The sequence below is a fragment of the Streptomyces sp. NPDC111606 genome, from assembly GCF_055656945.1.
Window position 1 is genome coordinate 45517 of the sequence record NZ_JBVKBY010000012.1, and the last position, 14315, is coordinate 59831.

The following is a 14315-nucleotide window of genomic DNA, read 5'->3' on the forward strand; positions in this document are numbered from 1 at the left end:
CCTTCACTGAGGTCAGCACACGCAAACCGCGACCTCTCGGGGGCACGAAAATGATCCGCAGTAAGAAGATGTTCGTCGCAGGTCTGGCCACCACCGTCTCGGCGGCGGCCCTGTCCGTCGGCGCCATGGCCGCCCCGGCGTCGGCCGCGGGTTCGGTCGACTGCCGTGGCGCGGTCCACGGTGTCGACACGGACCGGGGCATCGCCAGCTGCACGAACAACAGCGACCGCACCATCCGGTTCCGCGCCGAGGTCGTCTGCGGCCGAGCCCCCGACGTCTCCGGTGACTGGGTGACCCTGAACCCGGGCCAGTGGGGCCAGTCCTCCGCCACCTGTGCCTGGTACAGCACGGGTGTCGGCAGCGTCGGCTGGACCATCGAGTAGGACCCGGTCGAACGGGGGAGGGGCGGCGGCCGGATGCTCTCAGGAGTACGGCCGCCGCCCCAGGGCTTAGGCCGTTTCCTTCGGATCATCTGATCGTGGGTTTGGTTGTGTGGCTGACTGACGCCCAATGGGCGCGGATCGAACCGCTGTTACCCGATCGGGCGCCGAAGCGGGGCGGGCGTTGGCGGGATCACCGGCAGGTGCGCGACGCGATCGCGTGGAAGCAGCGGGGCTGCCTGATGGCCAGCAGCAAAGGCAGGCCAGTACCGGAGCGTGCGGCCGCGGAATTCATCTCCTCCCACACTGTCGGCCGGTACGAGGCGCGCCATCCGGTGCCGGACGGCGTGATGCGTCCGGCCCCGGTCACCTTCGAGACGACGGCTGACACGGACGACTGGCCTGCCGAGAAGCAGACGGAGATCCGCCGCGGCGAGCGGCGTGATCCTCCAGCGCTGATCTACCAGCACTCTGACGAAGCGCGGCAAGGGAAGGTCGCCGCCAGGCCGGAGCGACGGTTCGGAAGGCTCGTGCCGCCGTGGGTGCGGAGAAGGAGCCTGACAAGCCAGCCGGGCCTGCTGGCCAGCTGGCCTCGCCGCGGTCGCGACGGCCCTCCTGCTGACCGCGGCCCCCGCCGGTGCCGGCTTCTGGCTGACGGCAGCGGTCCCAGCGACGCTGGTTGCCCTGTTCTTGCCGGCAGGGGTCGCGGTGGCGCACACCACCGCGCGCACCACCGCGCGCACCGGCCCGACCGGCTCGCGCTCATGAGATGTCCCCGGCCGATCCGCTGGTGGTCCGGGACGCCCTCTGGGAGGAAGGCGGCCCGGACACGGGTCACTTCGAGACCGTCACCTTGAGCGGGGCCAGATCCGGGCTCGGAACGGGCTTGCCGGTGCTCGCGGACAACGGCTGGGAGGCCGGGCTCTGCGGGAGGGCACCCTTGTAGTACGGGGTGTACGCGTAGGTGCTGTCCACGCCGATGGCCCTGCCGATCAACGGGACCACCTTCGCGTCGACGGAGCCGTTGCCGCCGAACACGGCCACGTGGTTCAGGCTCGCCGACGCGCGCATCATGTACCACTTGGTGTCGTACGTCAGCGAGGTGACGTCGGTCCACAGCAGCGGGCCGAAGGTGGTCATCGCCGACGACGCGGAGACGCCGCCGGTCCAGCTGTTCACCGAGGCCACCGCGGCGTCCGAAGGCGACGACCACCAGAACTCGGCGAGCCTCGCGGCGACCGGCGCCGGACTGCCGCCGAAGCGGTAGTAGCTGTACTTGCTGGGCCAGTGGGGCAGCTTGCCGGCGTTGTACGCCTTGGTCAGCGCCGACTCGGCGTCGCCCCCCACCGTGATGATCTTCGTCGTGCTCGGGCTGTACTTGTTCAGGTAGCCGTACACGGACGCGGTCATGGTCGAGCCCTGGGTCAGCAGTACGACCGCGGTGCCCGATGTGCCCATGGCGCCGGCGGCGGAACTGGCCGCGAGGGCGTTGTGGTAGTCGGTGCCGGTCGCCAGGAACACGTACTTCGGGGCGCTGGTGATCGTCTTGGCCACGGCCACCGAGGTGGAGTAGCGCGAGACGTCGGACAGCCGCTTGGCGACGTATCCGAGTGAGGTCACTTTGGACGCCACCGAGCTGCTGAGGATGCTGGTGCCGCCGACCAGGTAGACGGTCTTGCCCTTGGGCAGCATGCGCTTCAGCTCGGTCTGGACGGAGGAGTCCAGGCCCGTGCGGGAGGTCATCAGCACCGGTCCGTGCTTCTTGCCGGCCAGCGAGGTCGCGGTGGTGGCGTACGCGGAGTCCGACTTGCTGATCAGGACGGCCGAGCTCGCGTTCATCAGGCCCGGCACGCTTTTGCCGAGGGTGTTCCACGTCCACTTGGACGACGCGATGTTGGTGTCGTAGGTGTCGGAGCCGTAGACCCGGGAGATCGCGTTCTTCCGGAGCGGCTGCCAGGCCACGTCGGTCCCGTCGGCCATGGGCACACGCGTCTCCGTGCCCGTGCCGAGGTCGTGGATCCATATCTGCGAACCGCTGGGGCCGGTGTCCGGGCCGCCGGTGAAGTAGGTGTCGTACGCGATCCGGTCGCCCTTGGGCGACCAGGCGGGACGGTTGTGGTCGGCGGGGTCCGTGGTGACCTGGGTCAGCCCGGTGCCGTCGACCTTGACCGTGAAGAGCTGTTTGTGTCCGGCGACGGTCCGGGTGAAGACCAGCGACTGCCCGTCCGGGGACATGCTCGGCTCGTCCGCGTCGGCGGCCACCTTGGTGAACGTCTTGGTGGGGCCGTTGTAGACCCAGACGGCCGGACTGCCGGTGGTGGAGCAGCTCGTGCCGGTGCGCACGAAGGCCAGCTTGCCGTTGACGGCGCCGCCGGCCTTGGAGTCGCAGCCGTCGACGTCGGTGCCGAACAGGGCCGCGGGAGCGCGGCCGCTGTTGGCCACGGCCACCCGCAGTCGGCCTCCGGCGGTGAAGACGATGTCGCCCCCGCCGCCCCAGAACGTCGGATCGGTCGGCTGCCAGCCACTGCCCGCCGGCATGACGATGTCGTTGCCCGATATCGACTCCTGGGCGTACGTCTTCGTGCGGAGACGGCCGTCGGCGGAGCCCACATAGGCGATCTGGCTGCCGTCGGCGGACCAGGCCGCCTGATTCGCGGTCTCGTAGAACTGGGCGCTCTTGGTCCCGTCGGGGTTGATGTAGCGCAGCGAGCCGAGTTCGTTGTACAGCAGCCGGCCGTCCGTGGCCGGCCAGCCGGCGGTGTCGGCGGTCGCGTGGCCCGGGAGCCCGGCGACGAGACCGGCCGCGAGTGCGGCGACGGTCGTGAGCGCCGCGAATCCGCGACGCGCAGGGATGTTCAATGTGCCCCCACAGGTGAATGGATGGCTGCGTTGCCCCTCCCCCGAGGCGAACGGACGGCATCGTGTTCGTCGTCCGTACGGCAGCGGCGAAACTTTAGCGCCGTGCCACGGCATCTGCGGATGCAGGGGCACCGGGTGCCGACGCGCCCGTGGTCCGCTATTGACAGCCCCCTCTCTCCGATTCCTGCACCGGGGGCACTCACCACGGACTGGGCGGACCAACGGGCCGCTCTCACCCAATTCCTGCGCCTGGATCTGTCGCTGGCTCAAGCGTTGTCCCCGACACTGGGATCCTCGCTCCCTTCGCAACCAGCGCTCTGAGCTTGGTGCTACCCGGCGGGTAGTGATCTGGCATGGAACATCGGCTTGCGTAGCTCAGTCTTCTACGGCCCAATGTCGGCTGGCCTGAGGGGAGTGGGCGCCGCGGCTCGGTGGCCGTGGAGCAGGCACCTGTCTTTGGAGGCACCTGAGGGCGCTTTCGTGCATATATCTGCCCCCTCTGTGCGCTGGCGCTCGCCCCATGCGGTGAACTGCACGCCCATCCTCTGGCCGTAACCTCACACGCCCCGTTTCACTGGGCACTCACTCGCTTTCAATGCACGTCACCAACAGGCACGCAGCAGTCATAAGTGATCACCCGGTGCGCCAGGGACAGAAGCAGGGAATGCGGCCCCCTCGGACTGTGCCGCACTCGCCAATGACCGGCCATGACCTGCCGGTTGGGGTACGGAAGCAGCAACGCCGTGTGGGACCACCCGACCATGGCGTCTGCTTCGGTCGGCTCCGCCCAGCCTCAGGGCGGTCTCCCTTCTCACGTCCTGCCCGCTCCCCGGATGACCAAGGTGATCCGTCGGATCAGCCGTTGACCCGCCGGGCTCCGAAGCCCGACATGACGCAGGAGGTTTGTGATGGCACTGGCGCAGTGGACCAACGCCGTGGAGTGGCTGGCCGCCGCCGCACGGGAACCCCGGTTATGCAAGGAGGACTGGCAGCGCGGCACCACCGGCGTCCAACTCCTGGCCGCCGGACGATTCTGGGACGTACTGATCGTCCCCGCCTGCCTCGGCCTGCGCACGGCCGACATCATGGCCGGCATGCCTCGCCTCGAGCCCGGCCCGGCTCTGTTGGACAGCAGGCGGCAGCACGTCGGCTTCTTCCTGCCGCCCGCACCCATGACCATCTGGGTCGGGCACGACATCCGCTACCTCACCACGGGCGGGTGGATCGCCACGCCCGCCCCGCACTGCCGCTGGGGCGATCTGCGCTGGATCTGCCCGCCCGACGGAAGCGGCGCCCTGAACGCACCCGCGGCTCTGGAATTCGCGCTGCATGAATCAATGCTCGAACTGGCCCGCGACCACGGCACCGCACACCACCTCGACGCCCCCCACCGACACGCGGACACACCAGCAGCGCCCCCTACGACCCGCGCCCCACACCTCCCGCGGCCGTGACTGCTCGAACGGCCCCAAGACGGTCCGGAGGGTGCCCAGTGCGTGGACGGCCGCTCCCTCGCCGAGCAAGCGCGGACTTCACCCGCTTGTTGAACACCCACGCAGTGCGTGGGCAGACCCAGGACGCCAAGCACTTGCTCCACCCGCACGTCGGCCCCTTGACGCTCACCTACCAGGCGTTCGACGTACGCGACGCTCCGGGCCGGCAACTCGCCGTCCACCAGGCCGAACCGGGCAGCCCCAGCGCCCAGGCACTGGGCCTTCTCGGATCCATCCACGCCACCTCGAATCAGGCCGCCATACAGCCGAAGTGAACGGCCGGATCCTGCGAGCAATTCGCTTGAGTGGCTGCTCGACTTCGGACACCACTAGTGCGCCAGCCCGGAAACGCCGGGATCCCGTCCGTGCAATCCGATCGGACGGGATCCCGTCAATCACGCAGACTCGCTCAGGCGCCAGCAGTTGACGCGCTCCGTGACGCCCTCCGGGATGCTGGCCTTGATCGCCGCGCCGACGCAGCCGGCGTACCCGCGGCCCGCCTCGTTTTGCCGCGGGGTCGGGTGACGCCGTCCAGCCGGGTGCTGGGCCGCTGCCGAAGCCGGCCGTGCGTGGGCGGGGTGCTGAGGGTTCGGCGTTCACAGCCGGAGGGCGAACCAGGTGGTCTTCCCCCGCTCGTCGGGGCGGACGCCCCAGTTGTCGGCGAGGGTGTCGACAAGGATGAGGCCGCGTCCGGACTCCTCGTCCTGGGCGGCCAGCCGCGGCTGGGGCAGATGCGGGCTGAGGTCGCTGATCTCGACGGCGAGTTCGGCCTCGGTGCGACGCAGGTGGAGGACGACAGGGCCTTCCGCGTGCTGGACGGCGTTGGTGAGAACCTCGGAGACCAGCAGTCTGGCGTCGTCGGCTTTGTCGGCGCAGCCCCAGGCCGCGAGGGTCTCGACTACGAAGGAGCGGCCCGAGGCCACCGCGGAGGCAGTGGCCGGCAGTTCCGTACGGGCACTGTCCAGCGGGGCGGCGGGGAGCTGGGCCAGAAGAAGGGTGACGTCGTCGTCGTGACCCTCGCAATCGGGCAGCAGCGTGGCGAGTACGTGGTCGGCGGCACCCTCAAGGCCGCTGGAGAGCGTGAAGGCGTCGTTGAGGACCTCGGTGAGCTTGTCGATCTCGTACTCGATGTCGCTGCCGGGGGTTTCGACCAGGCCGTCGGTGTACAGCACGAGGGCGGCGCCGGGCGGTATGGCTGCGCTGGACTGCTGGTAGAGGATGTCGCCGACGCCGAGAGGGGCGTTCACCGGCGCGGGAAGCCGACCGACGCCGTTGCCGGGGGTGGCGACGAGGGTGGGCAGATGGCCGGCGGAGCACATGGTGACGGATCCGGCGTCCGGGGCGATGACCAGGTAGCAGCAGGTGACCAACTGGTCCGGGACATCGAGGTCGGCGACGACCGCGTCCAGGGCCTGCATGAGCTGACGGGGCTGCATTCCGGTCTTGGCCAGGGCATGGGCGGCGGAGCGCAACTGACCCATCACGGACGCCGCTTCCAGACCTCGGCCCATGACGTCGCCGATGAGGATGCCGACCCGGCCGGCGCCGAGCGGGATCAGATCGAACCAGTCGCCGCCCACGCCGGCGCCCTGGGTCGCGGGCCGGTAGCGGCTGGCAGCCGCCAGACCGGGGATGGCGGGCGGGGTGCCCATGAGGCTGCGCTGCAGGGTGAGGGCGATGTGCTTCTGCTGTCTGTACAACTCGGTGAGTTCGGCCTCGGCGCGCTTACGGTCGCTGATGTCACGGACGATGGCGCAAGCGCCGACGACCGTTCCGGTGGCGTCCCGGGTCGGCCACAGGGTGACATCGACATCGAGCATGTCACCGGTGCTGGTGACCCGCAGGGTTTCGAAATGCTCGATCTTCTCGTCCTGCCGCAACCGCTCCAGCAACTGGATGATCTCGTCCTTGCGCTCCGGCGTGGCCAGCATGGACACGTGCTGCCCGACGGCTTCCTCGGCCGTATAGCCGTACAGCCGCTGGGCGGCGGTGTTCCAGTATGTGATGCGGCCGTCGAGCGTCTTGGCGAGGATCGCGTCCTGAGAGGACTCGACCAGGGCGGCGAGCTCGGTGATGCGCGCCTCGGCGGCCTTGCGTTCACTGACATCCCGTACGGCCGCGGAGACGAGGAGCCCGTCAGCCGTCTCCAGGGGGCTGAGGCTGATCTCGACGGGGAACTCGCTGCCGTCCTTGCGCAGCCCGTGCAGTTCGAGCCCCGCGCCCATCGGCCGCACCTGCCGGGCGCCGGCGTAGCCGTCCCGGTGCCTGGTGTGGTGGGTCTGGAACCGCTTGGGTACCAGCAACTCGACCGGACGGCCGAGGAGTTCGTCGCGCTGGTAGCCGAAGAGGGCTTCGGTCTGGGCGTTGACGAGTTTGATGGTTCCCTTGTCGTCCACGATCACCATCGCGTCCGGGGCAGCCTCCAGCAGTGCCCGGAACCTTTCTTCGGCGGCCTTGCGTTCGCTGACGTCCCGTACGGCCGCGGAGACGAGGAGCCCGTCGGTCGTCTCCAGGGGGCTGAGGCTGATCTCGACGGGGAACTCGCTGCCGTCCTTGCGCAGCCCGTGCAGTTCGAGCCCCGCCCCCATGGGGCGCACCTGCCGGGTGACAGCGTATCCGTCGCGATGGGTGGCGTGGTGGGCGTGGAATCGGCTGGGAATGAGGATCTCGACGGGATGGCCGAGGAGTTCGTCGCGCTGGTAGCCGAAGAGGGCTTCGGTCTGGGCGTTGACGAGTTTGATGGTTCCCTTGTCGTCCACGATCACCATCGCGTCCGGGGCAGCCTCCAGCAGCCCCCGAAACCGGTCCTCGACTGTTTTGGGCGTGCTCGCACGGCTCCTGGCGCCGCGTCGGCGGCCGGCCTGCTCGGCAGCTCCTGCTCTGCCGGTCGACCCTGATGTGATCGTGTCGCTCATGTCGGCCCCAACTGACTGGCAGGTTGCGGTGAGTCGGGCCATCCCAGCGCATCCCGGTCAAGCCCGCCCCGGTCTGCCCCTTACTGGCCCCGAGACGGCCGTACCTGCCTGATTTGCGACCGGACGCTGTTCCTGTCTGGCGAAACGAGAGGGAGGCGCGATGCCACTGGTCCAAATCGTCCGACCACGTGTTCGACGCATCCCGGCGGGAGCTGTTCATCGATCCCCTGCACCGGCGGGACACCGACGCGCAGAGCGACCGGGAGACCCGAGTGGCGTGCCTGCGCCGAGCCGTCACCGAGGCCAAGAGCAAGCGGCTCATCCGCAACCTGGAGCTCGTCGACACCCCTGCTGGCCGGGCTCCGCCGCAGGGATGTCGCCATCCACATGGAGTTGCAGGCAGGTAAGGGAACGGGCGGGCTCGTCTTCCTCGGCGAGAGGCGCGCCCGTTCCGTCGAGGGCATCCTTGAGACGTCCGTCGACGACGACCTGAGCAGCCGCAACCCATGTCGAATCAAGGGAGCGGGCACGGAGTCAGCCGCTGCACGCCGTATCGCCACCGTCGGTCAGGTCGACGCTCCTGCCGACGCCATCGGGATGCGCTGGCGCCTCATGGTCGACCTCGGCACGTACGGCCCGATGCGGCCGTAGGAACTGGCCGGCCTTCGTCGCAGGGACGTCGATCTCGACAACCTGGTGATCCGTGTCCGCGTCGCCGAGCCGGAGCGGACCAACGGCAAGCGGCCCCTGGCGGGACCAAGGCCGACGCGGGTGTCCGCACCGTCGTCCTCCCAGCCTTCCTCCGCAAGGAAGTGAAGCGGCACCTCGTCTGGTACGCCGAGAAGGGGCCCGGTGGGCTTCTCTTCGTGGTGAGAAGAACGCTGCTTTCCGGCGCACCTCCTTCGGTCGGAAGTGGCGTCATGCAGGCGTAACCAAGGACACGATGGTCCGCGGGATCGAGTCCTCCGAGGAGGCCGCGCTGATCTACCAGCACGCCGACGAGGAGCGGCAACGCGAAGTGACCGCCGGCCTCCACGACCTGGTCCGCACCGAGCGTGCGCGGGACGACCGTGACAATCCTGCGCAACACAACGAGGAGTCCGCCGAAAGCTAATGGTGCGGTTGTGGTGCAGGACTGACCCACCGGTCTAGACAACAAGAAAACCCCCGGGTCCCTGACCTGGGGGTTTCGCATGGAGCGGGTGACGAGAATCGAACTCGCGCTCTCAGCTTGGGAAGCGACGGCGCTCGGGCGAGGACATTCCTTCTGACCTGCGGATATGTGCTCCACGGTAGCGGTGTGATCTTGCGTGGACGCACTCCTGTTGCCCGTGGTTGTCCGCTCCTATGGGCACGCTGTGGGCACGACGTTGCTGAGCAGTCCGGCCAGGAGCACAGGTGGCGCTTGCGCTGGCCGATGCTCGCTGTCTTTCAGACAGATCGGCGCCTTGGTCGCGAGTGCACATGGCAAGGGGCTGCCTGTCTCGGTACCCGTCGACACACGCGCTGCTCACCGCGCCTACAAGGACGAAGCGGTGCTCAGCGCCCCGGCCCGCCGTAGGACGGTCGGCCAGGGCGCCGGGCGGAGGGGGGGTCAGCCCTTCAGGTTGGTGTTGTAGAAGTCGGTTAGCTTGGCGACGGCCTGCAGGACGAACGGGTCCTTGTAGTACAGGTCCATGTGGCTGGCGCCCTCGATGTCGAACAGCTCGGCGGTCGGACCGGCCAGGGCGACCGCGTTCTCGCTGAAGTGACGGGTGTCCGCCTCGGTGCCGGCGATCATCAGCAGCGGCCTGGGGGCGATCCAGTCCTGGTGCTCGAACGGCCGGAAGTGCGCCAGCACGTCGAACTGCAGCAGCCCCCACCCGAGCGAGTTCGGGTGCTTGCCGATGCCGTCGACGTAGTAGTCGTACGACTCACGGAACATGCTCCGCTCCGGGTACGCCTCCGCCTCGGTCGGGGTCCCGGGGTTCACGTGGGTCAGGAACGCCCCCTCACCCTTGCCCGCGAGGTTGCGCAGCACGCCCGCCTGGTTCAGCAGGAACTCGCGCGTCTCCGGGTCCTCCAGCAGCTCACCGGCGGGGTCCACCGCGCTCACCGTGGCGACCGCGCGCATCCGGCGGTCGGTCTGCGCGGTATAGGACACGTAGCTGCCGCCCGCGCACACCCCGAGGATGCCCACACGGTGCTCGTCCACGAAGCTGCGGGTGGACAGGAACGTGACCGCGCTGCGGATGTCCTCGGCACGTTGGAACGGGTCTTCGAGCTGACGCGGCTCACCGCCGCTCTCACCCTGACGCGCCGCGTCGAAGGTGAGGGTCGCGAAGCCCTTCCTGGACAGCTCCTCCGCATACCGGCCCGCGGTCTGCTCCTTGACGCCGCCGGCGGGGTGGGCGACGACCACCCCGGCCAGGGTGCGGCCGTCGTAGTCGTCCGGGATGTACAGGACGCCGGCGATCTCGATGTCGTTGCTGGAGAACGTCACGGAAGTCTTCATGAGCGCTTTTCCTTCGGGGGTTCGTGTTCGGGCGTGGGTGCGGTGAGGGGTTATGCCTTCAGGGCGCTGCCGAAGAAGGCGGCGAGCTTGTCGACGGCCTGCGGCACGTACTCGTCCTTGTCGTACAGGTCGATGTGGCTGGCGCCGTCGATCAGGAACAGCTCCTTGGGCTCGGCGGCCAGTTCCACGGCTTTCTCGCTGAAGGGGAGGGTGTCCGCGTCGGTGCCGGCGATGGCGAGGAAGGGGCGCGGGGAGATCCAGTCGTTGCGGCCCCAGGCGTCGAACTGTGCGGCGACGTCCAGGCGCATCGGGCCCCACTGGGTGGAGCGCAGATGGGCGGCGCGGTCGGTGCGGTAGTACTCCCATGCCTCGCGGAACATGCTCCGCTCCGGGAAGGTCTCGGCCTCACCGCGGGTGGTGGGGGTGTGCTTGGTCCAGAACAGTCCCTCGCCCCGGGCCTCAGCGGTGCGCAGCAGTGCGGCCTGGTCCAGGAGGAAGTCGCGGGCCTGGTCGGACTCGAAGATCGCGGCGGTCAGGTCGATCGCGCTCACCGTGGCCACGGCCTTGATACGGCGGTCGGTCTGGGCGGCGTGGGGCACATAGGAGCCGGAGGCGCAGATCCCGAGCGCGCCGATCGCCTCGGCGTTCACGTCGCTGCGGGTGGCGAGGTAGGAGACGGCGGACTTGATGTCCTCTACCCGCTGGAAGGGGTCTTCGAGCCCGCGCGGCTCGCCCTCGCTCTCGCCCTGGTAGGCGGCGTCGAAGACCAGGGTCGCGAAGCCATGGTCGGCGAGGCGCTCGGCGTACAGGGAGGCGGTCTGCTCCTTCACACCCCCGGCGGGGTGGGTGATGACGACGGCAGGCAGCTCCGCGCCCATCCAGTCGTCGGGCTTGAACAGAATCCCGGCCAGCTCGATGTTGTTGCTGGTGAACGAGACGAACGTCTTCATGGCGGGTGCGGTCCTTCTCCGGTGTCGTGGCGCCGTCCGATCCGATCCGGACGGCATGACATCCACCATCTGTTTTCGACCGAAGCCCAGGCAGACCGGACCGATGCGGGGGCTGGCGAGAGGGGGTACCAACAGGGCCCCTCACGTATGCCTGGCACGGGTGGCGGCGGCGGAGACAGTCCGAGCTCGCCGTGTCGATGGCCCGGGGACCGGGCAGGTCAGCGACGCGGGCGCTCGGCGGCCGGCCTGCCGGGTCCGGGCCGGGCGGCGGGGGCCTCTCTGCCGAGCTCGTCGAGGCGGGTCAGGGCCTCGTGGCTGGGCGTGCCCGGCTCGGCCGCGTAGATCATGAGCTGTTGTCCTGGTGTCCCGTCCAATCGCATGGACTGGAAGGTCAGCTCCACGTCCCCGACCTCGGGGTGGTGGAAGACCTTGACGCCGCGGGATCGGCGGCGCACGTCATAGCGGTCCCACACCCGCGCGAAGTCCGGGCTCTTGACCAGCAGCTCGCCGACGAGCCGGGTGAGGTCCTCGGCGTCCGGCTCGGTCCCGGCCAGCGACCGCAGGTCGGCCACCATGGCGGTCACGTGATCGTCCCAGTCGTCGAAGAGGCCGCGGGCAGCCGGATGGAGGAAGACGTAACGGCTGATGTTCCACTTCTCCGGCGCCCAGTCCTCGATGCCCGGCAGCAGACTCATTCCCGACGGGGTGGCGGCAAGGATGTCTCCGACCCGGTTGGCGACATAGGCAGCGCTGGGACGGACCTGCTCCAGCATCACCCGCGTCGCGGTGCCGACCTCGCTCCGGCGTTCCGGACCGGCCCCCTCGGCTCCCGCGCCGCCATGTTCGGCAGCGGACAGGAGTTCGCGCAGATGGGCGTGCTCATCGGGGTCGAGACGCAGCGCCCGGCCGAGGGAGTCGATGACGGAGGCGCTGGGCCGGGCCTCCCTGCCCCGCTCGATCCTGGTGTAGTAGTCGATGCTGATCCCCGCGATCGCCGCGAGCTCCTCACGGCGCAGGCCGGGAGTGCGGCGTACGCCTGAGCCGGGAGGCAGACCGACATCGGACGGCCGCAGGCGCTCGCGGCGGGCGCGCAGGAAGCTCCCGAGGGCGGTGGCGTGATCAGAAGGGCGATGGGACATGCTTCCAGTTTTCTCATGGTCTCCCGCCGTCGGCAGCGGCGTGAGGGGCCCTGATACACCCTGGCTCGCGACGGCCGACCGTACTCGGCGCCGCTCCACCGTCCGGCAGACCCGCTACCGCCCGGGACGCCTGAAACAGTTCGTCCGCCACGTCACCGGCTCGCCGGGCCCCTCTCGCCGATCGCGGCATCGCAGGCCGGAAGCGGCTCGGAGCAGAGCCTGTGCCACGCGTTGGGCATCATCCGGGTGCAGGTAGATCTCGTCGGTCCACAGCACTGACAGCCGCACGGTGCCGTTCAGCAAGTGTGTTGCTACGTCCACCTCGGCGCCGTTCCCAGTGGCGTCGGTGACGTTCGAGTCCTGGTCACTGCTGTCGACCTGGATGTCCGGCGAGTGGGGCTCGAAGTCATGGGCGCATGAGGGGAGTTCGGTGCCTTCGCGGTGGGCGAGGGGTGTACTACGACCTTCGTCACACCGGACACACAAAGAACCCCCGGGTCACTGACCTGGGGGTTTCGCATGGAGCGGGTGACGAGAATCGAACTCGCGCTCTCAGCTTGGGAAGCTCGGGTTCTGTACGGGCGGTTACACGGCTGACCTGTGGCGGAGACGCGTTGGGACTCTGGGCGTCCCCGGTGTCAGTCCCCGCCGTTCCCCGTGGTTCCCCACTCGATCTGGCACGCGAATGGCACGGCCGTCGCTGGTTGGGTCGGCCGGGAGTCAGCCCACCACCGATCCGCTCCGCTACCGTGGCAGCCCATGACGGTCCTGATTATCGGTGGCAGTGGCTTTCTGGGAGCTGAACTGGTCCGTCAGGCCGTCGCGGCCGGGCACCAAACGACCGCGACGTTCGCCTCCCGGGCCGGCAGGTGCTCGGGTGTCGCCTGGTATCCGCTTGACGTCCGGGACCCTGCGCGCGTCGCCAGGGTGATCGCCGACGTTGAGCCCTCGGTCGTCCTCAACGTGTCAAGTGGCCAGTCTGACTGGGCAGTCACTGCCGACGGCGCGATCCGCGTGGCGCTGGCTGCCGCCGAGCAAGGCTGCCGCCTGGCCCACGTCTCCAGTGACGCGGTGTTCTCCGGTGCGCACGTCCGCTACGACGAGAGCAGCCTGCCCGATCCGGTCACCCCCTACGGCGCCGCAAAGGCCGCAGCCGAGACGGCGGTGCGGCTGTTGGTGCCGGGTGCCGTTGTCGCCCGCACCTCGCTGATCCTCGGACGCGGCCTGTCCGGGCACGAGCGCATGGTGCATGACATGGCGGCCGGCACCCGTGGCGGGGTCCTGTTCACCGACGACATCCGTTGCCCGGTACATGTCGAAGATCTGGCCGCCGCCCTGTGGGAGCTCGCGCTGTCCGACGCGGCCGGGGTGTTCCACCTTGCCGGGCGGGATGCCCTGAGCCGTCACGACCTCGGTGTGCTCATCGCCCGGCATCAAGGGCTTGCCGGTGCGCACCTGCCCGCCGGGCGACGAGCTGATACCAACCTGCCCGGGGCCCTCGATGTACGCCTCGACAGCCGCGCAACGCAGGAGCGATTGCGAACCAGGCTCCGCGGCGCCCACGAGTTCCTCCGCGAAGACGACCGCAGCCTTCAGGGGCCGCTCGTGGCCAACGAAGCAGGACGAGGCGGATAGGGCGGGTCAAGCCCAGGGCTGGCTGAGCACCGCTTTAGGAGTTCGATCCGAGCACGGTCCGGCTGCTGTCCTCGACCGGTGCGACGGCCAGCCAGAGTCGCTGGTGTACGCCCCAGTCCGGCGACGTTGATGTCAGCCGTGGATGTCAGAAGCCTTCTGATCCGTGGTTCTACGGAGATCGGTCGGGGAGGGTCATACCGGTTGCTCCGGAGCGTCTGAAGGGGGTTGGAGTTCGGGAGCGGTCGCTGGGGTTGCTGTATCTGGTTGCTGTACAGCTGCCGCAGCATCGCGGACGCGGGCGAGGTTGTTGCGGGCAGTGAGGGTATCGGGGTGGTCGTCGCCCAGAATCCGCTCCCGGTCGGCCAGGACCCGCTCGCCGAGGTCGAGGGCGTCCTGGATGCGTCCGGCATCGCCGTAGGCGCGGGCGAGGTTGTTGCGGGCGGTGAGGGT

General features: G+C 69.2%; 11 protein-coding genes and 2 pseudogenes. 7 read left to right on the forward strand and 6 right to left on the reverse strand.

What is annotated here, in order from left to right:
• Positions 1–50 precede the first annotated feature (50 nt).
• Together ACZ7M7_RS34825 and ACZ7M7_RS34830 are read left to right on the forward strand one after the other, a co-directional pair.
• Complete coding sequence (locus ACZ7M7_RS34825; RefSeq protein WP_472123938.1) at positions 51–383, forward strand: hypothetical protein; 333 nt, start codon at positions 51–53, stop codon at positions 381–383.
• A 107-nt stretch (positions 384–490) separates the two neighbouring features.
• A complete protein-coding gene (locus ACZ7M7_RS34830) occupies positions 491–1237 on the forward strand; it encodes a transposase (RefSeq protein ID WP_472124490.1) in 747 nt (248 codons plus the stop codon).
• Here ACZ7M7_RS34830 and ACZ7M7_RS34835 read toward each other — a convergent pair.
• Complete coding sequence (locus ACZ7M7_RS34835) at positions 1215–3239, reverse strand: cell wall-binding repeat-containing protein (RefSeq protein WP_472123940.1); 2025 nt, start codon at positions 3237–3239, stop codon at positions 1215–1217. The genes ACZ7M7_RS34830 and ACZ7M7_RS34835 overlap by 23 nt on opposite strands.
• Positions 3240–4147: 908 nt before the next feature.
• On the opposite strand from ACZ7M7_RS34835, the gene ACZ7M7_RS34840 reads away from it, so the two are divergent.
• Positions 4148–4693: a hypothetical protein gene (locus tag ACZ7M7_RS34840; protein ID WP_472123943.1), complete on the forward strand. Its 546-nt coding sequence runs from the start codon at positions 4148–4150 to the stop codon at positions 4691–4693.
• A gap of 68 nt (positions 4694–4761) precedes the next feature.
• Positions 4762–5007, forward strand: a pseudogene (locus ACZ7M7_RS34845) (MmyB family transcriptional regulator); the annotation flags it as partial.
• Between the two features lie 321 nt (positions 5008–5328).
• Here the strand turns inward: ACZ7M7_RS34845 and ACZ7M7_RS34850 are convergent.
• Positions 5329–7647: a SpoIIE family protein phosphatase gene (locus ACZ7M7_RS34850; RefSeq protein WP_472123946.1), complete on the reverse strand. Its 2319-nt coding sequence runs from the start codon at positions 7645–7647 to the stop codon at positions 5329–5331.
• 188 nt (positions 7648–7835) lie between these two features.
• On the opposite strand from ACZ7M7_RS34850, the gene ACZ7M7_RS34855 reads away from it, so the two are divergent.
• Both ACZ7M7_RS34855 and ACZ7M7_RS34860 read left to right on the forward strand, forming a co-directional pair.
• Entirely contained in the window at positions 7836–8054 is a 219-nt protein-coding gene (locus tag ACZ7M7_RS34855) for a hypothetical protein (RefSeq protein WP_472123949.1), read from the forward strand.
• A gap of 40 nt (positions 8055–8094) precedes the next feature.
• Positions 8095–8761: pseudogene (locus ACZ7M7_RS34860) on the forward strand (tyrosine-type recombinase/integrase); the annotation flags it as partial.
• 480 nt (positions 8762–9241) lie between these two features.
• On the opposite strand, the gene ACZ7M7_RS34865 reads toward ACZ7M7_RS34860, so the two are convergent.
• From ACZ7M7_RS34865 to ACZ7M7_RS34875, 3 genes are all read right to left on the reverse strand, one after another.
• Positions 9242–10141, reverse strand: coding sequence for an alpha/beta hydrolase (locus ACZ7M7_RS34865; RefSeq protein WP_472123951.1), 900 nt, complete (start codon positions 10139–10141; stop codon positions 9242–9244).
• 50 nt (positions 10142–10191) lie between these two features.
• Positions 10192–11091: an alpha/beta hydrolase gene (locus ACZ7M7_RS34870; RefSeq protein WP_472123954.1), complete on the reverse strand. Its 900-nt coding sequence runs from the start codon at positions 11089–11091 to the stop codon at positions 10192–10194.
• Positions 11092–11309: 218 nt separating this feature from the next.
• Positions 11310–12230: a helix-turn-helix transcriptional regulator gene (locus ACZ7M7_RS34875; RefSeq protein ID WP_472123957.1), complete on the reverse strand. Its 921-nt coding sequence runs from the start codon at positions 12228–12230 to the stop codon at positions 11310–11312.
• Between the two features lie 759 nt (positions 12231–12989).
• Here ACZ7M7_RS34875 and ACZ7M7_RS34880 point away from each other — a divergent pair.
• Positions 12990–13865, forward strand: a complete 876-nt coding sequence (locus tag ACZ7M7_RS34880) for an SDR family oxidoreductase (RefSeq protein WP_472123959.1) — start codon at positions 12990–12992, stop codon at positions 13863–13865.
• 192 nt (positions 13866–14057) lie between these two features.
• On the opposite strand, the gene ACZ7M7_RS34885 is transcribed toward ACZ7M7_RS34880, so the two are convergent.
• The coding region (locus ACZ7M7_RS34885) for a tetratricopeptide repeat protein (protein WP_472123962.1) at positions 14058–14315 on the reverse strand (258 nt) is incomplete at its 5' end.

What these genes read in the sequence shown, in the direction of transcription:
- ACZ7M7_RS34825 (WP_472123938.1), top strand. Translation starts at nt 51, where the DNA reads ATGATCCGCAGTAAGAAGATGTTCGTCGCAGGTCTGGCCACCACCGTC.
- ACZ7M7_RS34840 (WP_472123943.1), top strand. Translation starts at nt 4,148, where the DNA reads ATGGCACTGGCGCAGTGGACCAACGCCGTGGAGTGGCTGGCCGCCGCC.
- ACZ7M7_RS34850 (WP_472123946.1), bottom strand. Translation starts at nt 7,647, where the DNA reads ATGAGCGACACGATCACATCAGGGTCGACCGGCAGAGCAGGAGCTGCC.
- ACZ7M7_RS34865 (WP_472123951.1), bottom strand. Translation starts at nt 10,141, where the DNA reads ATGAAGACTTCCGTGACGTTCTCCAGCAACGACATCGAGATCGCCGGC.
- ACZ7M7_RS34870 (WP_472123954.1), bottom strand. Translation starts at nt 11,091, where the DNA reads ATGAAGACGTTCGTCTCGTTCACCAGCAACAACATCGAGCTGGCCGGG.
- ACZ7M7_RS34875 (WP_472123957.1), bottom strand. Translation starts at nt 12,230, where the DNA reads ATGTCCCATCGCCCTTCTGATCACGCCACCGCCCTCGGGAGCTTCCTG.
- ACZ7M7_RS34880 (WP_472123959.1), top strand. Translation starts at nt 12,990, where the DNA reads ATGACGGTCCTGATTATCGGTGGCAGTGGCTTTCTGGGAGCTGAACTG.